The sequence below is a fragment of the Bacillus sp. FSL H8-0545 genome (assembly GCF_038006105.1).
GTDB classification, from domain to species: Bacteria; Bacillota; Bacilli; order Bacillales; family Bacillaceae_G; genus Bacillus_A; species Bacillus_A cereus_U.
In genome coordinates this window covers 4,209,783-4,234,945 of sequence record NZ_JBBOUO010000001.1, presented here as the reverse complement: position 1 = coordinate 4,234,945, position 25,163 = coordinate 4,209,783, and the positions used below count along the sequence as shown (strand labels likewise).

Sequence of the window (25,163 nt, the reverse complement as noted above, 5' to 3'; positions counted from 1 at the left end):
AAACATCACGTTTCAAAAATATATTATAATAGAATGAAGAGAGGGATAAATTTGGCAGAAAGGGAGAGTGGCGATGCAGGAGAAGGTTAAAGATTTTTTCGAACGCCCACTTCAAGATTTGCGCATCTCTGTCATTGATCGTTGTAATTTACGGTGTACGTATTGTATGCCAGCGGAAGTGTTTGGTCCTGATTATGCTTTTTTGAAAGATGAGTTTTTACTGACATTTGATGAAATCGAGCGATTAGCAAAAGTATTTGTTAGCATCGGTGTACGGAAAATTAGACTTACTGGCGGTGAGCCATTGCTCCGTAAGGACTTAACAAAACTTATCGAACGTCTCGTGAAAATTGACGGTTTAGTAGATCTAGGATTAACGACAAATGCGATTCATTTAACGAAGCAAGCGAAGGCGTTAAAAGAAGCTGGGTTACACCGAGTAAATGTTAGTTTGGATGCGATAGATGATAATGTGTTCCGCGCAATTAATGGCCGGAATATGAATACGAAGCCAGTGTTAAAAGGAATTATGGCAGCGAAAGAAGCAGGCCTTGAAGTGAAAGTAAATATGGTCGTGAAAAAAGGAATGAACGATCATCAAGTACTTCCGGTTGCTGCGTATTTTAAAGAACAAGGAATTTCACTTAGATTTATTGAGTTTATGGATGTTGGTAGTACGAATGGATGGAATTTTGATCAAGTTATTACGAAACGAGAATTAATTGATATGATTCATGGGGTGTATCCAATTGAGCCAGCTGAAGATCATTATTTTGGGGAGGTTGCGAAGCGGTATCGATACGTTGGAACGAATGTAGAGGTTGGTTTTATTACCTCTGTTTCTGAGTCATTTTGTTCTTCTTGTACGAGAGCAAGAATTTCAGCAGATGGAAAATTTTATACTTGCTTGTTTGCGACAGAAGGAATGGATTTAAGGAAACTTCTGAGGGAAAACCTTTCAGATAATGAGTTATTAAAAGCTATACAATATGTATGGGAGAATAGAAAAGATCGATATTCAGATGAACGGACAGAAGAAAGTGCGAAAAATCGTCCGAAAATTGAAATGTCTTATATAGGAGGATAAGAAAGGGGGATGTCGTATGCAAGAGCGATATTCAAGACAAATGTTATTTTCAGGTGTTGGGGAAAAAGGACAACGGAAAATAAGAAGGAAGCATGTGCTCGTCATCGGTGCTGGTGCGCTTGGAGCAGCGAATGCAGAAGCAATTGTTAGAGCAGGTGTTGGAAAAATAACAATTGCTGATCGTGATTATGTAGAATGGAGTAATTTACAAAGGCAACAATTATATACAGAAGAAGATGCAAAGCATTATAAGCCGAAAGCGATAGCGGCAGCAGAACATTTAAAAGCTATTAATTCCGAAGTAGAAATTGTACCGGTTGTGACTGATGTAACGGTGCAAGAAATGGAAGAGTTAATTAAAGGGGTAGATTTAATATTAGATGCGACAGATAATTTTGAAACGCGCCTGCTTATTAATGATATATCTCAGATGTATAACGTTCCGTGGATATACGGAGGATGTGTTGGAAGTTACGGAGTAACTTATACCATCTTGCCAGGAAAAACGCCGTGTTTTCGATGTTTAATGGAACATCCAGCGAGCGGAGCGACATGTGATACGGCCGGTATTATACAGCCAGCAGTGCAATTAGTAGTTGCACATCAAATAACGGAAGCCTTGAAAATATTAGTAGAAGATTTTGAGGCACTTCGTGAAACGATGCTATCATTTGATCTTTGGAATAATCAACAGATGGCATTTAAAGTGAATAGGCAGAAAAAGGATACATGTTTATCTTGTGGAAAGCTACGTACATATCCGAGTTTAACATTTGAAGCACAAACGAAAACAGAAGTATTATGTGGGCGAAATACAGTTCAAATCCGTCCAGGTGTGCGTCAGGGTTTTAATTTAGAAGAAATTAAAAAGCGCTTACAAAAAAGTGTGGATGTAAAAGCAACGCCATATTTATTATCATTTCCAGTGGAAGAATATCGTTTTGTTTTATTTACAGATGGCAGGGCGTTTATTCATGGTACGAATGATATGAATGTTGCGAAACGACTATATACAAGATATATAGGTTGAACCTAAAGGGAGATCCTTTAGGTTCAAATGGAAAAGGTAGGATTAAGAATTTCTAATATAATCTCCATTTTTTCCGCCCGTTTTTTCAAGTAAGTACGTTTCGCCAATAATCATACCCTTATCAACGGCTTTACACATGTCATATACAGTAAGAGCGGTAGCGGAAGCGGCTGTTAAAGCTTCCATCTCAACGCCGGTACTACCTTCTGTTTTAACTTTTACTTCAATAAGTAGTCGATATTGTTCTTCTGACTGTTTCCAATCGAAAGAGACGTCAACACCTTTTAATAATAAAGGATGGCACATTGGGATAATATCAGAAGTACGTTTTGCAGCCATAATACCTGCGATTTGTGCGACGGCTAATACGTCACCTTTACCAATTTCATTGTGAGAGATTTTATCAAAAATCTCTTTCGTAACGAGAATGCTAGAGCATGCTATTGCTGTTCGAACGGTTATTTTTTTATCACTTATATCAACCATTTTAGCGCGTCCTTGGTCGTTGAAATGTGTGAATGAAGACATGGAATTCCTCCTTGAAGTAATTGCGATTTAATATATAAAGTGTAATCGAGATTAGATATTTTGCAAATATGAGGTGAGAAACAATGGTAGAAAAACGAATCCCGATTCAAGTTGCTGAGGCAGTAGAGCGGGTTATGAAATACGCTAAGCATGGTGAAGTAGAAGAAGTTTCTATTACAGAAAGTTACGGGAGGATTCTTGGAGAGGATGTTGTCTCAGATCACGACGTTCCTCACTTTGATCGTTCTCCTTACGATGGTTTCGCAATTCGAGCAGAAGATACGAAGGAAGCGAGTCAAGAGCAGCCGGTTGAATTTGAAGTAATAGGAGAAATCGGAGCAGGATCTGTTTTTACAGAAGAAGTAGGGGCTTTTCAGGCGGTTCGTATTATGACAGGAGCAGCTATTCCAGAAGATTGCAATGCAGTCGTAATGCTAGAACTGACGGAAGGATTCGAGAGGAACGAAAGTACATATATGAAGTTAAAACGTCCTTTCCAAAACGGTGACAATGTGTCATTTAAAGGAGAAGATATAAAACAAAATCAAGTCCTTGTTAAGAAAGGTGTTGTAATTAATCCGGGTGTTGCCGCATTATTAGCGACGTTTGGATATAGCACTGTGAAAGTTGTAAAACAGCCGGTTGTCGGTATTGTAACGACAGGCAGCGAATTATTAGAAGTGCATGAGGCGTTAGAGCCAGGGAAAATTAGAAATAGTAACTCTTATATGATTGCCGCTCAAATTATGAAAGCTGGCGGAAAAGTTCGTTACTATGGACAACTTGCCGATGAGTTAGACACATGTTTTACAGCCGTTAAATCAGCGATGGATGAGGTTGATATTTTAATTACAACGGGCGGTGTTTCAGTAGGGGATTACGACTATTTACCAGCTATTTATGAAAGGTTACAGGCGAATGTACTCTTTAATAAAATAGCGATGAGGCCGGGGAGTGTAACGACAGTAGCTGAAGTTGATGGAAAGCTACTCTTCGGTTTATCAGGTAATCCGTCAGCTTGTTATGTAGGTTTCGAATTATTAGTGCATCCAATTATAAAAACGTATTTGCATGCGAAGGATCCTCACGCATATAGAGCTGATGCTATTTTGCAAAAAGATTTTCCGAAACCAAATCCGTTTACTCGTTTTGTAAGAGCGAAAGCGAGCATTGTTAATGGGGCACTACAAGCGGCGCCAGTTGGTTTAGATAAATCGAGTGCGGTCTCTTCACTTGCGGATGCAAATGCTTTTATTGTGCTGCCTGGAGGGACGAGAGGGTTTGAAGCAGGAATGAAAGTATCTGTATTATTGTTAGAATGCTCTGAGGGAAGTGATTGGCCGTGGGCAAAGCCTCTTCAATCTTACAAATAGTAGGGTATCAAAATAGCGGGAAAACAACACTTGTAGAGAAAATGATACATGCATTAGCTGAAAGAGAAATGAAGGTTGCTACAATTAAACATCATGGTCACGGGGGCTTTCCTGAAGTAGCACAAAAAGATAGTGAAAGACACCGAAAAGCTGGTGCTGTAGTAAGTAGTGTAGAAGGCGCTGGATTACTATCTCTGTCCTCTTTGCGAGATGAATGGTCCTTGCAAGAAATTATCCGCTTGTACGAATTTTTTGAAGTGGATACGATTTTAATAGAAGGCTATAAAAAAGAGAACTATCCGAAAGTAGCGTTACTTCGTTCTGCGGAAGACGCTGAACTTTTACATAAAGTAGAAAATATAGCGGCGGTTATTACGTGGTATGATGCTCCATCAAATGTACGAGAAGAATATAAAGTATTTCATATAACAGAAGAAAAATTGTATATAGACTGGTTCTTACAAACGGTTAGGGGTGCAAAATGATAAATACGTATTATGAAGTAATTGATACAGAAATCTCGATTGAAGAGGTGGCAAAGAAAGTAGTTCGCCGTGAATGTGGTGCTGTCACAACATTTATCGGAACAGTTAGGGAGTTTACGAAAGGGCGTCGTACACTATACTTAGAGTATGTAGCTTATAAGACGATGGCAGAAAAGATGCTACAGAAAATTGGGTTAGAAGTGAAGGAGAAGTGGCCCGGTACACATGTTGCGATTACGCATCGCATCGGCACGCTGCAAATTTCTGATATAGCGGTTGTTGTTGCTGTATCAACGCCTCATCGCAAAGAGGCTTATGAAGCGAATGAATATATTATGGAGCGTATTAAGCAAATTGTTCCGATTTGGAAAAAGGAGTTTTGGGAAGATGGTGACTCATGGATTGGTGATCAATTAGAAAAAACACCATATCCAGCAGGAGAGCCTGGGAAGGAGTTATAAATATGATTCGAGTATTGTTATTTGCGAACTTGCAAGAAGAAGCAGGAACGAGTGAATTACAAATAGAGAAAGAAAATATTACGGTTGCAGAGTTAAAAGATATTGTTGCGAAAGAATATAATGTAGCAGTGTCAGCGCCAATTATGGTTGCGATTAATGAAGAGTATGCAAATGAAGATGATACGATACAATCTGGTGATGTAGTTGCACTAATACCACCAGTGAGTGGTGGTTAATATTGGATTTGCGCTATAAAAAACGACTTTCCTAAATAGGGAAAGTCGTTTTTTTATGGAATTTTGGAGAACACTATCTTATAGGAAAAGGAGGAAGTTATGAAAAAGATATGTGTAATGATTTCAATGATATGTTCTGTTTTTTTCTTTTCTCCAAGCAATTCTTTGGCAAAAGAATCGACGGAACAGCTTTTAGAAAGTGCGTTACTGAATCGATATTACTCGGTTATAAGGCAAGTGACAGAAGATCAACATGAATGTGAATCCGTTACAAACATAAAGCGCATAGGGAAGAAAGATGAGTTTATTCCTAAATTTGCAGTTACGATACAATTTCTTACATTTCAAGGGGCACATAATCCGCCGAACGATCGTATTACACTCACTTTAGAAGATTATTTGGATCAAATAAAAATAAAAAAAGTAGAGCGAGAAAAAAATGTTTCTGGTGCGACTGCAGAAAAGGTTTGCGCACGAGCGAAAGAGAAAATGAAAGCTCATTTAAATGATTTAGAGTAGCGCCTTAAAAAAGGAATTTGTATGATTTTTAGTAGAGAGAATGAACGATGGATGTGGATAATGTGAAAATATATTGATAGGGCATAGCCGTGAGAAATCGGAAGAGAGATTCAACTATAAGTATCTATTAAAGAAACTGTCTAGTTTTTCAATAGAAAAAAGGCCAAAGAGATTTATCTCTTTGGTCTTTGTTACGCAAAAAAAATAGCGGTTGGCTATTTTTAAAATTAATGATTGATTGTATCTTGAAGAAATTCTGTTGCTTGATGTTCTGAAACATTCTGTACGAGCGCAACTTCACTAATAACCATTTTACGCGCATTATCTAGCATTTGTTTTTCGCTCGCATTTAATGCTCTTTCTTTATTGCGACGAAGTAAATCACGAACAACTTCTGCACTATCTTGAAGATTGCCGTTCTTCATTTTTTCCATATTCATTGTATATCTTTGTTTCCAAGAGAGTGATGGGTCTGATTCCCCATGATGAAATTCAAGAAGTATACCATCTAACGTACCTTTATCGACGATATAACGTATACCTGATTTTTGTAGTTGATTCATCGGAAGCATTACTTGCATATCTTTACTAATGATGCGTATAACACAATATTGACGCGTAGTGCCTAATATTTCTTTCTCTTCAATTGCTTCGATGATTCCTGCACCGTGCATTGGATAAACGATTTTATCACCAATTTGAAACAAATCATCCACCTCCATATGTGGTAACCACTTTTAATGATAACATACTAGGATAAAAATGTCAAATTTTATATAATATCACATCTGATATGCTGTAGTCAATATATAAAAGTCGTTTTTTTATTTGTTTTTTTGCTCTTATAACGTTGAATAAATAGGGGGGATTTTTTTAGAAAAATAGTACAGGCGCAGAAAGAAGGCATATCCACTTATTTTTAAGCATAAAATATAAAATCGCTAATACAATATACCTAAATCCGTTCTTTGCAAGGGAGGGAGAGAAGGTGGGGCGCACAATTAGAATTGATATTACAAATAAAGTTGTAGCTAAATTTAGGCAAGATTATTTGGAATTATATACGAGTAAGTTTATGATAGGTAAGTTTTATGTCTATACTGAAGATAAACAATATGTGTTAGAAGACGGATATATATATGAAGATGGAAAGTTTTATCGCATCATAGATACGCACCGTGGCAATAAACAAGCGGCGGAGGGCTGCGATCTAGGATGGTGTTAACATGATTCGTGTGAAAGTGTTTGATGAAAGTCATGAAAAAGACTTAGAAGAATCTGTAAATGTATTTTTGAAAAAAATTGATGATGGAAATTTTGTAGATATAAAGTATCAAGTTGGTGTTTCAATTAACGATGATGAAAATCAAATTTATTGTTTTTCAGCGATGATTGTTTATAAAGCATAAAAAAGAGCTGGGGAGCCAGCTCTTTTTTATGCTTTATGTTGGGACAACATGTGTCGGTAAAATATTCATAATAGATTGTGTTGCGCCGATTTTCTTTTTCGTTAAAAAAACTTCTCCTGTTTCATGCTCCTGAGCATCAGTGCACATACCGAGGTGATAACGATCACCTAAAAATGGATCAATATAAAAACCATTTTTGAATACTTTATCATTTGGATGTTTTTCATGGTGAATTTCAGAACAGTTAATGCAATAGAACATAGCTTTCATCTCCTTTTTATTTTTGTTAAAAAAAGTGGGTCGGTAGTCATTTCGCTCCTAAGGAAATGTTGAGGAGAAGAGAAATAACTACCTACCCAAATGGCGGGCATACTCCTTCTGATCTTTACATATCTCGCGTATTGTCCCCGAGGGAAGGAGGAGAGACGAAGTACAGATGAGATAAGTTAGGCGCTTCTCTCAATAGGAGTGATAGAGTTTCATATTGAGGGGATTTTCTATTTTTCATTGCCTTTGTGAGTATATTATGAAGGAATGCTGAGAGGGTGTTTGTCCTGTTGAAAAAATGTTGAGAATTTCTCAACAGTGAAAAAGAGCCTTTCTTGACATAAAACCAAAAGGTGTTATATTGTTAATGTGAAACCAAAAGGTGTTATATTTTGATGCCGAATAAAGGAGATATAAAATGGAACAACAAAATACATTAAATGATATTAAACAAACAATCGTTTTTGACGCGCCTATTCAAAAAGTATGGAATGTAGTATCAACTGCAGAAGGAATTGCGTCATGGTTTATGCCAAATGATTTCGAATTAGAGGTAGGACATGAGTTTCATGTGCAATCACCTTTTGGACCATCACCATGTAAGGTGTTAGAGATTGATGAACCAAATCATTTATCTTTCTCATGGGATACAGATGGTTGGATTGTTTCATTCATTTTGAAAGACTTAGGAGATAAAACAGAATTCACGTTAATTCACGGCGGCTGGAAACATCCTGATGAAATTCTTCCGAAAGCAAATGCGAAGAGCTCTATTATTCGCGATAGAATGAATGGTGGCTGGGTAGCGATTGTAAATGAAAAACTGAAAAAGGTTGTCGAAGGTTAAATGGCCTCGTCAGCAGCGAAATATGACGTATTTCAAGCAATTGCTGATCCAACCCGCCGAGAAGTGTTGCGGTTATTAAGTGATAAAGAGTTACCAATTTCAAAAATAACGGATCATTTTCCGATGAGCCGTACTGCAGTTGTAAAGCATCTTCATATTCTTTCAGAAGCGAATTTAGTGAGTGGGAGAAAGAGCGGGAGAGAAAAGATATACCGTTTGCATCCAGAACCATTAGAGGAATTACAACAGTGGCTCTCGTATTATGAACGTTTTTGGGATAATAAATTGTCCATGCTGCAACATATTGTGGAGAATGAAGAGTAGATTTTATGCAAAGAGGATGACCAAAATGGTCATCCTCTTTTTATTGTTCACTTGTTTGTTTAGCTGGCTTTAATAGGATCCAAGCGATAATTAATGTGAATACCGCTAATACGAAAGTGCTCATATAAATGACGTGTACACTTGATGCTAATGCTTCTTGAGACTCGGTTGCTACGTTTGCTGTAGCTCCTCCATGTCCGCCAGAAGAAACAAGATCAAGGTTTTTAATGCCACGTGCATGAATCATCGTATTGAAGATCGTTCCGAAGATTGCAGCTCCTAGTGTTTGACTAAATGTATTAATAAATGTGTTTAAACCAACTGCCGTTCCGCGCGTATGAGCCGGTACAGCTGCTTGAATTGTTACCATGTAAATTGGTGTAACAAGCCCCATTCCTAAGCCGAATAATCCGACTGCAACATAAATAAGGAATGATGGTGAATCTGTTGATAATGTAAATAATAAGAAAGTAGCAACGGATAAAATGCTAGCTCCAAGTAAAATAATTTGTTTCGTTTGTAACTTGCCAACTAAGTTACCGGAGAACATCGCACCGAATGTCCACATAACAGGAATCGGCATTAAAATGAGTCCAGCCTCTGTCGCATTTTTTCCTAAAACACCTTGGCTCCAAATTGGAAGGTACACTGTAATACTAATAATCATTGCGCCAGCAATAAGTGTTAGTATGTTTATTGTAGATAATGTACGGTTAGAGAAAAGTGCTAGCGGAATTAATGGTTCCGGAGATTTTTTCTCGATGTATAAGAAAATAATGAATGAAACAGCGGCAAAGATTAATAGGCCGATAATTGAAATGTCTCCCCAGTTTTGCTTACTGCTACCTGTTAATAATGCGTATAGCAGAGCGATTGTACTTAATGAGAAAACTGTCGCACCAAGATAGTCGATATGTTGCTTAGCGGCGGACTTAACAGATTCCTTATAAGAAGTGGCAAACATTAAGCAAGCGATAATTCCAAAAGGAACGTTTAAGAAGAAAATATAGCGCCAAGAAAGAGAATCAACTAAAAATCCACCTACTAACGGCCCAATAACACCAGATACACCCCAAACGGCACTCATCCAGCCTTGTGCTTTCGCGCGGTCTTTAGCTTCGCTATATAGGTCTCCAATAATCGTCATTGTGATCGGCATAACAGCACCAGCCCCTATACCTTGAAGAGCACGGAAGAAGATTAATTGTTCCATTGATGTAACGACTCCGCAAAGTGCAGAACCGATTAAGAAGATTGTTGCTCCGATGAGCAGAACTTTTTTACGGCCGAATAAATCAGCTAGCTTTCCGTATATTGGAGTCGAAACAGCTGTTGCAAGCATATAGATTGCATATACCCAACTAACAAGTTCGACACCTGACAAATCACTCGTTATACGAGGGATCGCTGTACTAACAATCGTTCCTTCTACCGCAGAAAGAAACGTCATTAGCATTAAAGACATCATGACTTTTTTTCTCATTTGTTTTCCCCTTACCCTTTTTCGAATATTCAACAATATAAAATATAAAGGTACTAAGGTATATAAAGCAACAAAAAAGCAATGGGAAGTTAGGAGGAAGGGATATTTTTGAAGAAACGGTCGATATATTTAAAGTATCGCCGATATAATTTCATGCGCCTATAAAAAAAGAAACAGGAGTCCCTGTTTCTTTTTTTAGTATTGCATTTTCGCATTTTGTCCTGCTGTTGTTCCGGCAATTCGACCAGTAACAAGGGCAGATGTAATGTTATAGCCGCCAGTATAACCGTGAATATCAAGAACTTCTCCGCAGAAGTATAAACCATTCGTGAATTTCGAAGCCATTTCTTTCGGGTTAATTTCTTTAACGGATACCCCTCCGCCAGTAACGAATGCTTTTTCAATTGACTGCGTACCATTTACATGGACGGTAAATTCTTTAAAGTCTTTCACAAGTGCGCGAATCTTCTCATGAGAAACTTGTCCAGCTTGTTCGCTACCGTCAATTTCATTTTTTTCTAATAAGAATAGGAAGTAACGTTCAGGAACATAGCCTTTTAAAACGTTTTTAATTCCTTTTTTCGGATCTTCTTTCATTTGTTTCAGCATGCGCTGGAACAGTTGCTCACTATTTTCTTCTGGCAATGCATCGATACTCATGTGCACTGTGTTCGTTTTAAACTTTTTCATCGCTTTCACAACGAATTGGCTACAGCGAAGAGCAGCAGGACCAGATAGGCCGAAGTGAGTGAAGAGCATGTCCATTTTATGAGAAATGATAACTTTTCCTTTCGGGTTTAATACACTTAAGTTTACATCTCGTAAAGCAAGACCTTGTAATGTGCGGTCACGAATAAACGGTTCGTTTGAAAGAATTGGTACTTCTGTTGGGAAAAGTTCTGTAATTGTATGCCCAGCTTTTTCAGCCCAAGCGTATCCGTCTCCAGTAGAACCAGTTTGAGGAACAGATTTTCCCCCAACAGCGATAACGACGTGATTCGTTTCTAACACTTCACCTGTTTGCAGAATAACAGCCTTCGTTTGACCGTTTTCATATTCAATCGTTTCAACAGGCGTATTCGTACGTATTTTCACACCTAAGTCTTTTAATCGTGTTAACAGTGCATCTACAACAGATTGCGCTTTATTTGATACTGGGAACATGCGGCCATGATCCTCTTCTTTCAGTTTTACACCGAGATTTTCGAAGAATGTAATAATATCTTCATTACTGAAAATAGAAAAAGCACTGTATAAGAAGCGACCATTTCCAGGTATATGTTTAACGATTTCATCAAGTGGTAGACGGTTCGTTACGTTACAACGACCACCACCAGAAATCGCAAGTTTACGTCCTAGTTTATTTCCTTTATCAAGAAGTAAGACGCTTGCGCCTTCTTCAGCAGCACCGATTGCAGCCATTAGCCCTGAAGGACCGCCGCCGATGACAATAACATCATAATGCATAATATATCGACCTCATTTTCTACATTTCCTGCCTAAAAGAATAGCATGTTTTCCCTTAAAAGAAAAATAGAGTGAACTACTGCTTAAGAGGAGAATTGTGGTACAATACAAAAGTTAGAGTTCAGCATTATCCTGCTATTTATGGGCAATAAGACTACTACCTTAAGATTTAAGAGAAGTAAAGGGGAGTTAAAGCGGCCTGTAAATGCTCGAATGGTTAGTAGGAGGAGAGTCTCCCACTGATTATAGTTTCACTTTATGTAGATGTAGGAGGATTTTTGTATGTCCGATTCAAAATTTCTGCGCGGAACGCTTATTGTGACGTTAGGGACATTTTTAGTAAAGTTCTTAGGCATGATTTACGTCTTTCCGTTTCATGCATTAGTAGGCACAGAAGGCGGAACGCTCTATACATATGGATACATTCCATATACGATATTTTTAAGTATCGCAACGGCAGGGGTGCCGCTTGCTGTTTCGAAGTTTGTTTCCAAATATAATGCACTCGGAGATTATAAAACGAGCCGGAGAATGTTCCGCTCGGGAATGGTTATGATGATAGTAACAGGAGTTCTTTCCTTCTTAGTACTGTACATGACCGCACCATTATTTGCAGAAGCAATGCTTGGTAAACAAAGTTTACAAAATAAGATAGAAGAAGTTACGACGATTATTCGCCTCGTAAGTTTTGCGCTTATTGTTGTGCCGGCAGCAAGTTTGATTCGTGGTTATTTCCAAGGCCACCAATCGATGGGACCGACTACGGTTTCACAAATTATTGAGCAAATTATTCGTATCGTCTTTTTATTAGCGGGTAGTTTCATCGTTATTAAAGTACTTGGCGGTACAGTAGCAACGGCAGTTGGGGTTGCGACATTCGCTGCGTTCGTTTCAGCAGTTGGAGCACTTGGCGTATTAATTTGGTACTGGTTAAAACGTAAAAAATATTTGGATCAATATTTAATTGAGCAAACTGTACCAGAATCAACGGTGAGTACCGCTCAATTGTTTAAAGAGTTGTTTGCATATGCAATTCCTTACGTCGTAATTGGGTTAACAATTCCTTTATATCAACAAATTGATACATTGACATTTAACTCTATTATGCAGGCGATTGGTCAAGGGGATATCGCAGAGCGAGCACTTGGTATTTTCACGATGTGGACGCATAAATTAATTATGATTCCGGTATCACTTGCAACAGCGTTTAGTTTAACGCTCGTACCAGCGATTACAAAATCGTTTACTGAAAAGCAATACCGTTATTTAAAATTACAAATTACACAAACATTCCAGGCGAATATGTTTTTAACATTGCCAGCAGTTATCGGTATTTCTACACTTGCATATCCAATTTACACTGCTTTCTACGATTCAGATCCACTAGGTGGACAAGTATTAATGTGGTATGCACCAGTTGCATTGTTATTCGCTTTATTCACAGTAACAGCAGCTATCTTGCAAGGGATTAACAAGCAGAAACATGCGGTTATTGCGCTTGTGATGGGTGTTATTTTGAAATTTGTATGTAACGTAATCTTTATTCGTTATTTCGGTACAGTTGGGGCGATTTTAGCTACTGCAGTCGGTTTCTTAGCTTCCGTATGGTATACGAATAGACAAATCAAAAAACACGCACACTATTCATTTGGTGTTGTATATAAGAGAACATTCCAAATTGCAGTATTAACACTTGTAATGGTTATTGCTGTAAAACTATCACAATGGCTTCTATCCTTCATGATTTCGCCTGATGGCCGTATTGGTGCTCTTATTACAGTTGCGATTTGTGCAGGTATTGGTGGTCTTGTTTACGGATTGTTAGCGATTCGCACAGGAGTACTAGAAAGAGTATTTGGCGGAGAAGCTTTAGAGAAAATCCAGCGTAAACTTGGTAGTAGATTCAAAATAAAGTTGAAATCAAAAGGGGCGTAAATACGTCCCCTTTTCTATGATAAATAAAGAAGGTGAAGAACATGAGATTAGATAAATTATTAGCGAATATGGGACACGGAAGTAGAAAAGAAGTAAAGAAATTACTGAAAGACGGCGTTGTGAAAATTGATGGAACGCCAGTGAAAGATGCGAAGTTTCATGTGAATATAGAAGAGCAAGAGGTTATGATTCACGGTGAAGTTGTGGAATATAAAGAGTTTGTTTATTTAATGATGCATAAACCACAAGGTGTTATTTCAGCGACAGAAGATGATAACCACGAAACAGTAATAGATTTATTAGAATTAGAAGATGCGATTTTCGATCCATTCCCTGTTGGAAGGCTCGATATTGATACAGAAGGTTTCTTATTAATCACAAATGATGGGAAGTTAACGCATCAACTATTATCTCCGAAAAAGCATGTGCCGAAAAAATATTATGCACACATTTCAGGCGTTGTAACGGAAGAGGATGTAATAGAATTCGCTAAAGGTGTTATTTTAGAAGATGGCTATGAAACGAAGCCAGGCGAACTTACAATTTTAAAAAGTGATGATATTTCCGAAATTGAGCTTGTTATTACAGAAGGAAAATTCCATCAAGTGAAGCGTATGTTTGAAGCGGTAGGGAAAAAAGTAGTGTATTTAAAGAGAACAGAGATGGGACCTTTAGTGTTAGATGAAGAGTTAGAACTTGGGCAATATCGTGAATTAACAGATGAAGAAGTAGAAATATTAAAGACGTATCAAGTAGATAACGAAAAGTAACGCCAATTTCAGAGCATAGAAAAGACCCCTTTCTAATGAGTTAGAAAGGGGTATGTATTTATTTACATACAATTATTTTTTGTTATGAGGTCATTCTCACTTTCTTTCCTGTCGTTGTCCACTTGCCGCGGCAAGGGCTATACACGAGTTCATTAAACTGCAACACATTTAGATCACGTTGTATCGTTCGCGGTGTGATCCCGAACTCATCTACAAGGTCTTTCGTTGTTACCGTACCGTTTTCATTGATGTACATATAAATTGATTTAATGCGTGTTAGCATACGAGTAGTTGTAGGTTTCAAGAGAAAACCACTCCTCTACCAGTTTTTTTGACCCCATTCAGGAAAGAAGGTCGTTACTACCATTGTACTCTACATGATAAAATTCATGCTTTAATCTACTTAAATTTTACAAAAGTTTAACAAAGATTCATATAGAAAAATATTGGTAGTTGACATTGTATATTTGGTCAGTCAACTAACTCATAAATTTCTACGTAAAACGCCAAATTCCTGCAAAATTTTTTGAAAAAATAAAAGAAAAACTAATGGGAAATATCTGAAATATTACAATTGTTCGTTATTAGGTTTTCATGTATGGCATAAGAGATTTTCGTTTGCTATGATGAAAGAGACAATATAGTGAAGGATGGATGCGTGATGTCAACGATTAATTGGACAGAAGAAGTTACAAAACGAAAAGATGATTTAATTCGTGATACACAACAATTTTTACAAATTAAAAGTGTATGGGAAGAAGAATCTGCGAAAGAGGGCGCACCATTTGGTGAAGGTGTAGAAAAAGCTTTATCTTTCATGTTACATAAAGGAGAAGCAGAAGGTTTCGCTTCTAAAAATTTAGAAGGATATGCAGGTCATCTTGAAATGGGACAAGGAGAAGAATTAGTAGGTATTCTTTGTCACGTTGATGTTGTACCAGAAGGAGATGGCTGGACAACTCCTGCGTATAGTGCGGATATTCGCGACGGGAAGATTTTTGCACGCGGTGCAATTGATGATAAAGGGCCGACGATGGCAGCTTATTATGCGATGAAAATCGTTAAAGAATTAGGCTTACCTCTTTCAAAACGTGTTCGTATGATTTTAGGAACAGATGAGGAAAGCAATTGGAAGTGTGTAGATCATTATTTTAAAAATGAAGAAATGCCAACAATCGGTTTTGCGCCGGATGCAGATTTTCCAATTATTAATGCGGAAAAAGGAATTTCTGACATACAAGTTGTGCAAAATGGTAGCGAAGAGAAAGAAGGCACATTTAAGCTTATTTCATTTGAGTCAGGTCGTCGTTTAAATATGGTTCCAGATTTTGCAGAAGCAGTTATTACAGGAGAAGATGTAAATGCACTTACAGTAGCATATGAAGAGTATTTACAAACTGCTAAAAAAATAGGTAAAGCAATTGTAGAAGGAAATACGGTGACGTTGCAAATCAAAGGGATTTCAGCTCACGGATCTACTCCAGAAAAGGGAGAAAATGCAGGTTTATTATTGGCAAACTGCTTAACGAAAGTTTCTCTTGATGGAAAAGGGGCTTCCTTTGCATCGTTTGTAACAGAAACATTTACAGGTGATATTATTGGAGAAAAAGCAGGTATTTCTTATAAAGACGATATTAGCGGCCCGTTAACAGTGAATGTTGGTCGCCTGTCTTACTCGCAAGAAAGCGGTGGTAATTTAGGATTAAATGTACGCTATCCAGTTACGACTAACTTTGAAGAAACGATTGCAAAGTTAAAAAAATATGTTGGTACTCATGGATTTGAAGTAGCGGATTATTCTAACTCTCGCCCGCATCACGTTGACAAAGATCATACGTTAATTCGTACTTTGCAACGCGTATATGAAGAACAAACTGGTGAAAAAGCTGAATTGTTAGCAATTGGCGGTGGTACTTATGCTCGTTCATTGAAAGCTGGCGTTGCATTTGGCCCGTTATTCCCAGGAAAAGAAGAACTTGCGCATCAAAAAGACGAGTACATTGAAATTGAAGATTTATTAAAAGCAACAGCGATTTATGCGCAAGCAATTCATGAATTAGCGAAATAAAAGATATGTAAATAATGACCGCTCTCTACTTTAGAGGGCGGATTCTTTTTAGCTGAATGAGATAAGCAAGAAAAGCAACAATAACATAAAGGAGACGATGTAGATGGTGCCGCATTATTTTGTCGCAGTAACTTTACCACGTCATATAAAAGAAGTGCTCTCTAATTATAAAGAGGAAATGAAGGATGAATTACCATTTCGCTCGTGGGTACATGAAGAAGACTATCATATTACACTTTCATTTTTAGGAAGTGCGACAGAGGAACAATTAGAAGGAATAAAGAATGGATTGCAAATACTTACAGAAACAAAAGAACTATCGTTCACGTTACAAGAATTTTCAACGTTTGGCCTAGAAGAAGAGCCGCGTATTTTTTGGGCCAAGGTAAGTGAGAATAATGATTTGGTTCAGTTGCAAAAACAAGTGCATACAATTTGTGAAGAAAATGGTTTTTCTCTAGAGACACGTCCTTATCATCCACATATTACTGTTGCTCGTAAATGGGTAGGAGAAAAAGTATTTGATCTGACAAATGTAAAAGATTTACCCGTAACATCATTTCGAGCAGATACGATTACTTTGTATGAATCTCACGTTAAGGAAACGCCAAAGTATAGACTAGTTGCCGAAATAAAATTACAAAAATAGAATGTGTGAAAACGTTTTTTATACAGGTGAATATACTATAGGGAATAATATGTTACTGTATAGAGCTTCGCTGATAAGAAAAGCCTTATCATGTGCAGCTCGTTTCATTTTAACTTTAAGAATGATGGTGATTTTTTATGTTGAAAGTAAAACGTCCATTTGATGCCTATTTAGATGAAATGAATAAAATTACAATTTTGCTCCCGCATGCGTATGGAACAAGCCGGACATTTCGTTTACAAGAAGGAAGCAATGTGAAAGAGTTACCGATTGTTCATACTATTGCTCTTCCAGATGCAACGAAGTATGAATGTTTTATAGAAGAGCCGCTAGATGTGGGGAAGTATTATACAGTACGGGATGAACGGAATGAAGAAACAGATTTACAAATAGGCGCTGTGATTCGAACAGTAGTTTTCGATGAAAAATATTATTACGAAGGTACCGACTTAGGTGCTGTGTATAAAAAAGAAGAAACAATATTTAAAGTATGGGCTCCGACCGCAAGGCTTGCGAAAGTACGGATTTATAAAAGTGATAAAGAATATATTGATTATGAAATGTACAGAGAAGAAAACGGAGTGTGGATTCATACATTACAAGGTGATCATGATGGAGCAAGATATACATTCCTTGTTTGTATTAATTTAATATGGAACGAAGCGGTTGATCCTTACGCAAAGTCAGTGACTGTAAATGGGAAATACGGCGTTGTTATCGATTTGGAAAAGACGAATGTAACAAAACGAGAGGAATTATCACCATTACAGTCAATGACAGATGCCATATTGTATGAACTGCATATTCGTGACGCTACTATTCATCCAAACAGTGGAGTGAATAAAAAGGGAACATATAAAGGATTGATGGAAGAAGAGACAACGGGAAGAAATGGGACATTAACAGGATTGTCTCATATAAAAGATTTAGGCGTTACACATGTTGAACTATTACCTTTACATTGTTTTGGTGGTATAGATGAAGTGAATCCTGCTTCCGCATATAATTGGGGATATAATCCATTATATTACAATATACCAACAGGATTTTATGTTACAAACCTTTCTGATCCGTATAACAGGATAGTAGAGTGTAAACAACTAATTGAAACATTTCATGATCACGGCATTCGAGTGATTATAGATGTTGTATATAATCATGTTTATGAAAGAGAATTATCATCATTTGAGAAGCTTGTCCCGGGATATTATTTTCGTCATGGGGAAGATGGTATGCCTTCTAATGGGACGGGAGTTGGAAATGATATAGCATCTGAACGGAAAATGATGAGGAAATTTATTATAGAATCTGTTTTATATTGGCTTACTGAATACAATGTTGATGGATTCCGATTTGATTTAATGGGGATTTCAGATGTTGAAACGATGAATACGTTAGAAAAAGAAGTGCGAAAAATAAAGCAGGATGCGCTGTTATTAGGTGAAGGATGGGATTTACAAACACCGCTTCCTCTTGAAGAGAAAGCGACGTTAAATAATGCGAATAAAATGCCATGTATCGCACAGTTTAATGATCAATTTCGTGATGGAGTAAAAGGAAGTACTTTTAATATAAATAAACGTGGCTTTGCATTTGGTGGGCATGTAGACTGTAATCATTTGCAGTATATAGTAGCTGGTAGCCTTTTAAGTATGAAAGAAACAGGATTGTTCCTAGAGCCAGTACAAAGCATTAACTATGTAGAATGTCATGACAATATGACGATGTGGGATAAACTAGTGCAAAGTAATCCAGAATCAGAAGAAATTTTGAAAAGGCGTCATCGCTTAGCAACTGCAATGGTTATTCTTTCACAAGGTATTCCTTTCTTACATGCGGGGCAAGAGTTTTATCGTACGAAGCAAGGAAATGAAAATAGTTATAATGCAAATGATGAAATTAATCAATTAGATTGGGATCAAAAAGAAAAAGAGATGGAGACAGTTAACTATATAAAAGGTTTAATTGCGATTCGGAAGGAGCATGGGGCATTCCGATTAAAAAGCGCTGACCTTATAAAAAAGCATATGACTTTTTTGCAAACATCAAAAGAAGCACTTGCATACCACCTGCAACATGTAGAATTATTTGGGCCGTGGAAAGAGATTGTTGTGCTATTCAATAGCGGTTTGGAAGCTAAAACGGTGCAGCTTCCAAAAGAAGAAACGTGGCATGTGTTAGTAAACGAAAAGCAAGCAAAAATAGAGCCAATTTCTTCATTTAGAGGAAAGGAACTTCAATTGGCTCCAATTAGCACGTATATATTGACGATAATGTGACAAATCGCTACTTGACGATGAGAATGTAATAAATGTAGAATTGACAAAGGTGACGATTTTGATAAGTTGTCATTCTATGAGTGATTTTGTAAAATAAACTAGAAGAACAGGTGATTTATCCTGTTTTCGGCTTATGCCAAGTTTTTTCATTCAAATACAGTAAAATATATGAATCCACAACATGTGTAGAAATGTTGCGGTTTTTCTTTTCATAACTATAAAAGATAAGGATTTGTTAACGGGTAATGAATATGGAATGGTTGGAACAATTATTAGGAAAAGAGTGGAGTCTTATACCGGCTGGTGGAGTAACGGGCGATGCATATATTGCGCAAAACGGACAACAAAAGTTATTTTTAAAGCGGAATACATCGCCCTTTTTAGCGGTATTGTCAGCAGAAGGAATTGTTCCAAAATTACTTTGGACAAGAAGGGTAACGAACGGTGATGTAATTTCTGCTCAAAAATGGCTTCCGGGACAGAAGTTAGAGCCAGAGGATATGAAACTAGAACGTGTTGCGAAACTTTTGAAGAAAATACACTCCTCTAAAGCACTTGTGCAGATGATTCAAAGGCTAGGGAAGCAGCCGCTTCATGGGCAAGAGTTATTACAACAATTACAGCTCGTTTTAAGAGGAGATATAAGGGTTGATGAAACAATTCAGCAAGGTCTTCAATATTTAACTGAGTCATTAAAAGATATTGAGTACAATGAATTCGTTGTATGCCATTGTGATGTAAACCATAACAATTGGATATTGTCGGATGAAGATGAATTGTTTTTAATTGATTGGGATGGAGCTGTTATTGCTGATCCAGCTCTGGATATTGGTATGTTATTATATTGGTATGTTCCGCGCCATGAATGGAGTGAGTGGCTCGGATATTATGAGGTTGAACTAGATGAATCGTTGCTTAGGCGTATGAGATGGTATGTGATAGCACAAACGATTTTATCTATTCAATGGCACACAACAAAAAAGCAGCAAGCAGAAGCGAAATATTGGCATCAATATTTACAGCAACTACTTGCTTCAGAATAATACTTAAGAAAAATTGTCCATTCCAGCAATCCACTGAGTAAGTTGTTCTTGATTATTGGAAATATGGTTGTCCAAATTAGAGGAAGATTTACCCGATTGACTATAAGAATATACATCGTTTAGCATTGCTTTAGTGTCACTACTTATACTATCGTTTGCGAGTAACGATTGAATGAGGCGCTCTAATTGCTCGCATTCAGAAACTGTCCCGCAGCAATCACTTTGATGATTGATTAAAATATCTTTTAACACTTCTAATTGATGCTGTTGATTAATTGGCATGAACGGATCATCCTTTCGAGTGTTTTTCTCTCCCTAGAAATGTAAGAGAAAAAGCTGTTTCGTCATGGAATGTTTAATGCTTTATGTAGTTTTTATCAAAATGGTACATCTTATACTTGAAAGAAACGGACCGAGTGCTCGTACGTACTTGGTTTTTTGTTTGATAGATTGATTAAAACAGAAAGAAGGAATTTTTCCTTTAAAATAGTTTTGTAAAGAGAGGGAGACATCTATGCGTTTAAGACATAAGCCTTATGCAATGGATCGAATTAATGAGTATTCACATATCGTAATTGGGAACCCAGAGGAGCGCGCTGGTAACTGGAAAGAAGTATTTGGAAATGAACAGCCAATTCATATTGAAGTAGGTACAGGACGTGGCCGCTTTATGTATGATATGGCAAAAGCAAATCCACATATAAACTATATTGGAATTGAAAAATTCACAAGTGTTGTTGTAGATGCACTTGATAAATTAATTGAAGAAGAAGTACCGAACTTAAAGTTAATTAATAAAGATGCTGAAGATTTAACAGTTTTCTTTGCGAAAGGTGAAATTGACCGCGTTTATTTAAACTTCTCAGATCCATGGCCGAAGAATCGTCATACGAAGCGTCGTTTAACGTATAAAGCATTTTTACGCAATTATGAAGAAGTGTTAGTAGATGGTGGAGAAATTCATTTCAAAACTGATAACCAAAGCTTATTTGAATATTCTCTTATGAGTATGGCTGAGTATGGTATGTTATTAACTTACCTTAGCCTAGATCTTCATAATAGTGATTATGAAGGAAACATTATGACAGAATACGAAGAGAAATTCTCTAGTAAAGGTCATCGTATTTACCGAGTTGAAGCAAAATATCGTACGGAGCCTATGCAGTAATGCATAGGTTTTTTATATGAAAAATAATCGGAATATTATGTTAAAATTAAATAAAAAAAGGGGGATTGGATATGGAACAGTTACAAATTGGAAATATAAAAGTGACGTGGCTAAAAGGTGGGAATACACATTTAGATGGAGGCGCGATGTTTGGAGTTGTGCCAAAAGTACTTTGGTCACGCAAATATAAACATAATGATACAAATCATATTTATTTACGAACAGATCCGTTACTCTTGCAAACGAAAGAAGGAAACATGCTTATTGATGCAGGGATAGGGAACGGTAAATTGAATGAGAAAATGAAGCGGAATCAAGGTGTAACAGAAGAATCATCAGTTAAGGAATCTTTAGAAAAACTGGGACTGCGTACTGAAGATATTCATTACGTCTTAATGACACATCTTCATTTTGACCATGCATCTGGTTTAACAAAATGGGAGGGAAATCACCTTGTTCCGGCGTTTCCGAACGCAACGATTTATGTAAGTGAGACTGAATGGAATGAAATGAAAAATCCCAATGTTAGATCGCGTAATACATATTGGAAGGAAAATTGGGAGCCAATCGTTGATAAGATTGTTACGTTCAGGCAAGAAATAGAAATTACGGATGAAATAAAAATGGCGCATACAGGTGGTCATAGTGATGGACATGCCGTTGTCATTCTTGAAAGTCAAGGTGAAACGATGCTTCATTTAGCGGATATTTTACCGACGCATGCACATCAAAATGTATTATGGGTAATGGCATACGATGATTATCCGATGACATCGATTGAACATAAACAAAAGTGGATGAAGTATGGTGCTGAAAAAGAGGCGTGGTTTACTTTTTATCATGATGCATATTACCGTGCAGTAAAGTGGAATGAAGAAGGGCATATAGTGGAAAAGATAGAGAGAAAAACGATTGTAGAAGCTTAAAAAAGCTAGTAATTACTAGCTTTTTTTTATGCTGCTATAACTTCTAAGACAGTGCCTGTTTTAGCATCAACTAAAAATTCAAATCGTTCTTGTATTTCATCTAACATCGTTGTAAGACCGCCGCGATAAACTTCGTACGCGACATCATATTTTTCAAATGTCTCTGGAACCATATGTACCCAAGAGCCAGTAATTTCACCTTTATGACTTAATGCTTGTTTCACCATTTTCAATGCTTTTTCTGAAGAAATATGGGATTGTTCTTGTACTTTGTTTGCAACGAAATAACCAGCTGCGAACCCAACGCCAAGACCTGTGACTAAACCTTTCCAGCTCATATATTCACCTCAATTCTGTAAAATAAAAATAGTGTACCAATAATAATTATAATGCAAATGCAACTAAAAAAGAAGAAACTAGAAACATTTCGAAAATTTCGTTACAATAAAAGAGGTATTCTACTAAGGTTTGAAAGAAGGGGACTTCGTGAATAAAGAGACATTACAATTATTTCGTACGTTAACAGAATTACAAGGTGCATCAGGTTTTGAACATGATGTACGCCGTTTTATGAAGCAAGAATTAAGCAAATATGCTGATGAAATTGTGCAAGACGGTTTAGGTAGCGTATTTGGCCTGAAAAAAGGGGACGAAACTGGCCCGCGCGTTCTTGTAGCAGGTCATATGGATGAAGTAGGTTTCATGGTTACGCAAATTACGAAAAATGGGATGCTTCGTTTTCAAACGTTAGGTGGCTGGTGGAGCCAAGTACTATTAGCTCAGCGTGTACAAGTTATGACGAAGAATGGTCCTGTTATTGGGGTTGTTGGTTCTATTCCGCCTCATTTATTAAGTGATGCGCAACGTGCAAAACCGATGGATATAAAAAATATGTTAATTGATATAGGTGCAGATAGTTATGAAGATGCGATTGAAATTGGCATAAAGCCAGGGCAACAAATCGTGCCAATCTGTCCATTCACGCCGATGGCAAATGAGAAGAAAATTATGGCGAAAGCTTGGGACAACCGCTATGGGTGTGGTCTTGCTATCGAATTGCTAAAAGAATTAAAAGATGAAACATTACCAAACACATTATACTCTGGTGCGACTGTACAAGAAGAAGTAGGTCTTCGCGGAGCACAAACTGCTGCAAATATGATTCAACCAGATATTTTCTATGCGCTTGATGCAAGTCCAGCAAATGATGCATCTGGTGATAAGACGCAGTTCGGTCAATTAGGAAAAGGAGCGCTTCTTCGTATTTATGACCGCACAATGATAACACATAGAGGAATGCGTGAATTTATTTTAGATACAGCAGAAACACATAACATTCCGTACCAATACTTTATTTCACAAGGTGGTACAGATGCGGGCCGTGTGCATACAAGTAACTCTGGTATCCCATCAGCAGTAATTGGTGTTTGTGCACGCTACATTCATACACATGCTTCTATTTTACATGTTGATGATTATGCGGCAGCGAAGGAATTAATTACGAAGCTTGTGAGAGCGACGGACAAAACGACGTTAGAGACAATTAAGAATAACGCGTAGAAAGGAAGGGCTGAAGAGCCTTTCTTTTTTTTAGGTAGGAGAGATGGCCCAGCGATGAGTGGTGGCGGTTAGTGCTTAATTGGTGGTCGAGCGATGCATTTAAACCCCGGATAGGAAGAAAGCGGGAGACTGTTTTTGTGTTCGGAGCTGAAAATATTGTGGAAAGCTACTTTCTTTTTTTGATGGGAGAGATGACCCAGCGATGCGTGTGTGCGGTCAGTTGCACTACGTATAAGCCTCAGTCATGAAGACCGATTTGGTGTTCGAGGCTAGTATTAGGATAGAATAATGAATTTATATAGAGGTGAGTGAAATGAAGGTAGTAGTTGGATCGAAGAATAAAACGAAAGTTGGGGCTGTGGAGAAGGTTTGGAAAGATGCTGAAATTACATCTCTTTCTGTTCCGTCAGGAGTGGCAAACCAGCCTTTCTCAGATGAAGAGACGATGCAAGGAGCAGTAAATAGGGCGAAGAGAGCGTTACAGGAAGGTGAAGCTCATATCGGCATTGGGCTAGAAGGCGGCGTTATGAAAACGGAGCATGGGTTATTTATGTGTAACTGGGGTGCTTTAGCGACGATTGACGGTAAAACATTTGTAGCAGGCGGGGCACGTATTAAGTTACCAGACGATTTTTTAGCACCGCTTGAAGAAGGAAAAGAGCTAAGTGAAGTGATGGAAGAGTTTGTAGAGCGAAAAGATATTCGTAGTCACGAAGGTGCTATCGGTATTTTTACAGATGATTATGTCGACCGAACGGAATTATTTGTACACGTTGTTAAGTTACTTATTGGACAATATAAGTATGATGAAAAGCAAGCATAAACCTTGCACCATGCGCGATGTATGGTAGTATAAAGAAAAGATTATAGTGTGAAAAAAGTGCACTCGTTAGAGGAGGAAATATAGATGAAATCATTAGAAAGCATGGAACAATTCCAAGAATTAAAAAATGAAGAGAATGTAGTCTTCATGTTCTCAGCAGAATGGTGCCCAGATTGCCGTTTCGTTGATCCATTTATGCCAGAAGTAGAAGAGAAGTATAGTGATTTCTCATTTTACTATGTAGATCGTGATGAGTTTATTGATCTATGCGTGAAAGTAGACGTATTTGGCATTCCAAGCTTTGTAGCGTACAATAAAGGTGAAGAAACTGGACGCTATGTAAATAAAGATCGTAAAACACAAGAGCAAATCGAAGAGTTTATTGAAGGTTTAAAATAAGACAATTAGCCAATTGAATTGTAAAAA

General features: G+C 37.4%; 30 protein-coding genes. 22 read left to right on the top strand and 8 right to left on the bottom strand.

Features of this window, described 5'->3' with window-relative positions; translation table 11 throughout:
* Positions 1-73 precede the first annotated feature (73 nt).
* Positions 74-1,087, top strand: coding sequence for a GTP 3',8-cyclase MoaA (moaA, locus tag MHI07_RS22205; protein WP_078180087.1), 1,014 nt, complete (start codon positions 74-76; stop codon positions 1,085-1,087).
* A gap of 16 nt (positions 1,088-1,103) precedes the next feature.
* Positions 1,104-2,117, top strand: coding sequence for a molybdopterin-synthase adenylyltransferase MoeB (locus MHI07_RS22200; protein WP_002160176.1), 1,014 nt, complete (start codon positions 1,104-1,106; stop codon positions 2,115-2,117).
* Between the two features lie 42 nt (positions 2,118-2,159).
* On the opposite strand, the gene moaC is transcribed toward MHI07_RS22200, so the two are convergent.
* Positions 2,160-2,645, bottom strand: a complete 486-nt coding sequence (moaC, locus tag MHI07_RS22195; RefSeq protein ID WP_002112363.1) for a cyclic pyranopterin monophosphate synthase MoaC — start codon at positions 2,643-2,645, stop codon at positions 2,160-2,162.
* 83 nt (positions 2,646-2,728) lie between these two features.
* Here moaC and MHI07_RS22190 point away from each other — a divergent pair, with 83 nt between their 5' ends.
* From MHI07_RS22190 to MHI07_RS22170, 5 genes are all read left to right on the top strand, one after another.
* Positions 2,729-4,018 (top strand): molybdopterin molybdotransferase MoeA, encoded by a 1,290-nt coding sequence (locus MHI07_RS22190; RefSeq protein WP_016106390.1) that lies wholly within the window; start codon positions 2,729-2,731, stop codon positions 4,016-4,018.
* Positions 3,982-4,503, top strand: a complete 522-nt coding sequence (gene mobB, locus MHI07_RS22185; protein ID WP_340826336.1) for a molybdopterin-guanine dinucleotide biosynthesis protein B — start codon at positions 3,982-3,984, stop codon at positions 4,501-4,503. Before MHI07_RS22190 ends, mobB begins: the two co-directional genes overlap by 37 nt.
* On the top strand, positions 4,500-4,964 hold the full coding sequence (gene moaE / locus MHI07_RS22180) for a molybdopterin synthase catalytic subunit MoaE (protein ID WP_215554459.1): 465 nt from the start codon (positions 4,500-4,502) through the stop codon (positions 4,962-4,964). Before mobB ends, moaE begins: the two co-directional genes overlap by 4 nt.
* Before the next feature lie 2 nt (positions 4,965-4,966).
* The gene (moaD, locus tag MHI07_RS22175) at positions 4,967-5,200 is read left to right on the top strand and encodes a molybdopterin converting factor subunit 1 (RefSeq protein WP_016106388.1); all 234 of its coding nucleotides are present in this window, start codon (positions 4,967-4,969) and stop codon (positions 5,198-5,200) included.
* A gap of 99 nt (positions 5,201-5,299) precedes the next feature.
* On the top strand, positions 5,300-5,719 hold the full coding sequence (locus tag MHI07_RS22170; RefSeq protein WP_002112355.1) for a DUF3888 domain-containing protein: 420 nt from the start codon (positions 5,300-5,302) through the stop codon (positions 5,717-5,719).
* Positions 5,720-5,946: 227 nt separating this feature from the next.
* Here MHI07_RS22170 and MHI07_RS22165 read toward each other — a convergent pair whose 3' ends face one another.
* The gene (locus MHI07_RS22165) at positions 5,947-6,441 is read right to left on the bottom strand and encodes a CarD family transcriptional regulator (RefSeq protein ID WP_087947353.1); all 495 of its coding nucleotides are present in this window, start codon (positions 6,439-6,441) and stop codon (positions 5,947-5,949) included.
* A gap of 266 nt (positions 6,442-6,707) precedes the next feature.
* Here MHI07_RS22165 and MHI07_RS22160 point away from each other — a divergent pair, with 266 nt between their 5' ends.
* Together MHI07_RS22160 and MHI07_RS22155 are read left to right on the top strand one after the other, a co-directional pair.
* Positions 6,708-6,944: a DUF2553 family protein gene (locus tag MHI07_RS22160; RefSeq protein WP_002089059.1), complete on the top strand. Its 237-nt coding sequence runs from the start codon at positions 6,708-6,710 to the stop codon at positions 6,942-6,944.
* 1 nt (position 6,945) lies between these two features.
* Positions 6,946-7,128: a sporulation protein Cse60 gene (locus MHI07_RS22155; RefSeq protein WP_002160180.1), complete on the top strand. Its 183-nt coding sequence runs from the start codon at positions 6,946-6,948 to the stop codon at positions 7,126-7,128.
* Positions 7,129-7,161: 33 nt separating this feature from the next.
* On the opposite strand, the gene MHI07_RS22150 is transcribed toward MHI07_RS22155, so the two are convergent.
* Positions 7,162-7,389 carry a DUF3973 domain-containing protein gene (locus MHI07_RS22150; protein WP_002160181.1) on the bottom strand — a complete coding sequence of 76 codons (228 nt, stop codon included), beginning with the start codon at positions 7,387-7,389 and terminating at the stop codon, positions 7,162-7,164.
* A 424-nt stretch (positions 7,390-7,813) separates the two neighbouring features.
* On the opposite strand from MHI07_RS22150, the gene MHI07_RS22145 reads away from it, so the two are divergent.
* Positions 7,814-8,242 carry an SRPBCC family protein gene (locus MHI07_RS22145; RefSeq protein ID WP_002160182.1) on the top strand — a complete coding sequence of 143 codons (429 nt, stop codon included), beginning with the start codon at positions 7,814-7,816 and terminating at the stop codon, positions 8,240-8,242.
* The gene (locus tag MHI07_RS22140) at positions 8,243-8,566 is read left to right on the top strand and encodes an ArsR/SmtB family transcription factor (RefSeq protein WP_340826324.1); all 324 of its coding nucleotides are present in this window, start codon (positions 8,243-8,245) and stop codon (positions 8,564-8,566) included.
* 40 nt (positions 8,567-8,606) lie between these two features.
* Here the strand turns inward: MHI07_RS22140 and MHI07_RS22135 are convergent, their stop codons facing one another.
* Together MHI07_RS22135 and MHI07_RS22130 are read right to left on the bottom strand one after the other, a co-directional pair.
* The gene (locus MHI07_RS22135; protein ID WP_002160184.1) at positions 8,607-10,049 is read right to left on the bottom strand and encodes an MDR family MFS transporter; all 1,443 of its coding nucleotides are present in this window, start codon (positions 10,047-10,049) and stop codon (positions 8,607-8,609) included.
* 195 nt (positions 10,050-10,244) lie between these two features.
* Positions 10,245-11,516: a BaiN/RdsA family NAD(P)/FAD-dependent oxidoreductase gene (locus MHI07_RS22130; protein ID WP_002112345.1), complete on the bottom strand. Its 1,272-nt coding sequence runs from the start codon at positions 11,514-11,516 to the stop codon at positions 10,245-10,247.
* Between the two features lie 282 nt (positions 11,517-11,798).
* Between MHI07_RS22130 and MHI07_RS22125 the strand changes: the two genes are divergently transcribed.
* Positions 11,799-13,451, top strand: coding sequence for a putative polysaccharide biosynthesis protein (locus MHI07_RS22125; RefSeq protein WP_002112344.1), 1,653 nt, complete (start codon positions 11,799-11,801; stop codon positions 13,449-13,451).
* 41 nt (positions 13,452-13,492) lie between these two features.
* Positions 13,493-14,221, top strand: a complete 729-nt coding sequence (locus tag MHI07_RS22120) for a pseudouridine synthase (protein ID WP_002160186.1) — start codon at positions 13,493-13,495, stop codon at positions 14,219-14,221.
* Positions 14,222-14,303: 82 nt separating this feature from the next.
* On the opposite strand, the gene MHI07_RS22115 is transcribed toward MHI07_RS22120, so the two are convergent.
* On the bottom strand, positions 14,304-14,525 hold the full coding sequence (locus MHI07_RS22115; protein WP_000805512.1) for a DeoR family transcriptional regulator: 222 nt from the start codon (positions 14,523-14,525) through the stop codon (positions 14,304-14,306).
* Positions 14,526-14,882: 357 nt separating this feature from the next.
* Here MHI07_RS22115 and pepV point away from each other — a divergent pair, with 357 nt between their 5' ends.
* The 4 genes from pepV (at position 14,883) to MHI07_RS22095 (ending at position 20,260) form a co-directional block, all read left to right on the top strand.
* A complete protein-coding gene (gene pepV / locus MHI07_RS22110; protein ID WP_340826318.1) occupies positions 14,883-16,289 on the top strand; it encodes a dipeptidase PepV in 1,407 nt (468 codons plus the stop codon).
* A 103-nt stretch (positions 16,290-16,392) separates the two neighbouring features.
* Positions 16,393-16,938, top strand: a complete 546-nt coding sequence (thpR, locus tag MHI07_RS22105) for an RNA 2',3'-cyclic phosphodiesterase (RefSeq protein ID WP_204208863.1) — start codon at positions 16,393-16,395, stop codon at positions 16,936-16,938.
* Positions 16,939-17,075: 137 nt separating this feature from the next.
* Positions 17,076-19,217, top strand: a complete 2,142-nt coding sequence (gene pulA / locus MHI07_RS22100; protein ID WP_165497492.1) for a type I pullulanase — start codon at positions 17,076-17,078, stop codon at positions 19,215-19,217.
* Between the two features lie 245 nt (positions 19,218-19,462).
* On the top strand, positions 19,463-20,260 hold the full coding sequence (locus MHI07_RS22095; protein ID WP_002160190.1) for a phosphotransferase family protein: 798 nt from the start codon (positions 19,463-19,465) through the stop codon (positions 20,258-20,260).
* A 3-nt stretch (positions 20,261-20,263) separates the two neighbouring features.
* Here the strand turns inward: MHI07_RS22095 and MHI07_RS22090 are convergent, their stop codons facing one another.
* The gene (locus MHI07_RS22090) at positions 20,264-20,542 is read right to left on the bottom strand and encodes a YtzH-like family protein (RefSeq protein WP_002160191.1); all 279 of its coding nucleotides are present in this window, start codon (positions 20,540-20,542) and stop codon (positions 20,264-20,266) included.
* Positions 20,543-20,774: 232 nt separating this feature from the next.
* Between MHI07_RS22090 and trmB the strand changes: the two genes are divergently transcribed.
* Both trmB and MHI07_RS22080 read left to right on the top strand, forming a co-directional pair.
* Positions 20,775-21,428: a tRNA (guanosine(46)-N7)-methyltransferase TrmB gene (gene trmB / locus MHI07_RS22085; protein WP_016106380.1), complete on the top strand. Its 654-nt coding sequence runs from the start codon at positions 20,775-20,777 to the stop codon at positions 21,426-21,428.
* A 71-nt stretch (positions 21,429-21,499) separates the two neighbouring features.
* The gene (locus MHI07_RS22080; RefSeq protein WP_002112334.1) at positions 21,500-22,354 is read left to right on the top strand and encodes a YtnP family quorum-quenching lactonase; all 855 of its coding nucleotides are present in this window, start codon (positions 21,500-21,502) and stop codon (positions 22,352-22,354) included.
* Positions 22,355-22,380: 26 nt separating this feature from the next.
* Here MHI07_RS22080 and MHI07_RS22075 read toward each other — a convergent pair whose 3' ends face one another.
* Positions 22,381-22,692: a PepSY domain-containing protein gene (locus MHI07_RS22075; RefSeq protein WP_002112333.1), complete on the bottom strand. Its 312-nt coding sequence runs from the start codon at positions 22,690-22,692 to the stop codon at positions 22,381-22,383.
* Positions 22,693-22,840: 148 nt separating this feature from the next.
* On the opposite strand from MHI07_RS22075, the gene MHI07_RS22070 reads away from it, so the two are divergent.
* From MHI07_RS22070 to MHI07_RS22060, 3 genes are all read left to right on the top strand, one after another.
* A complete protein-coding gene (locus tag MHI07_RS22070) occupies positions 22,841-23,914 on the top strand; it encodes a M42 family metallopeptidase (protein ID WP_078173974.1) in 1,074 nt (357 codons plus the stop codon).
* Positions 23,915-24,227: 313 nt separating this feature from the next.
* Complete coding sequence (locus MHI07_RS22065) at positions 24,228-24,737, top strand: DUF84 family protein (protein ID WP_078173970.1); 510 nt, start codon at positions 24,228-24,230, stop codon at positions 24,735-24,737.
* 84 nt (positions 24,738-24,821) lie between these two features.
* Positions 24,822-25,136, top strand: a complete 315-nt coding sequence (locus tag MHI07_RS22060) for a thioredoxin family protein (protein ID WP_002015619.1) — start codon at positions 24,822-24,824, stop codon at positions 25,134-25,136.
* Positions 25,137-25,163: the final 27 nt, after the last annotated feature.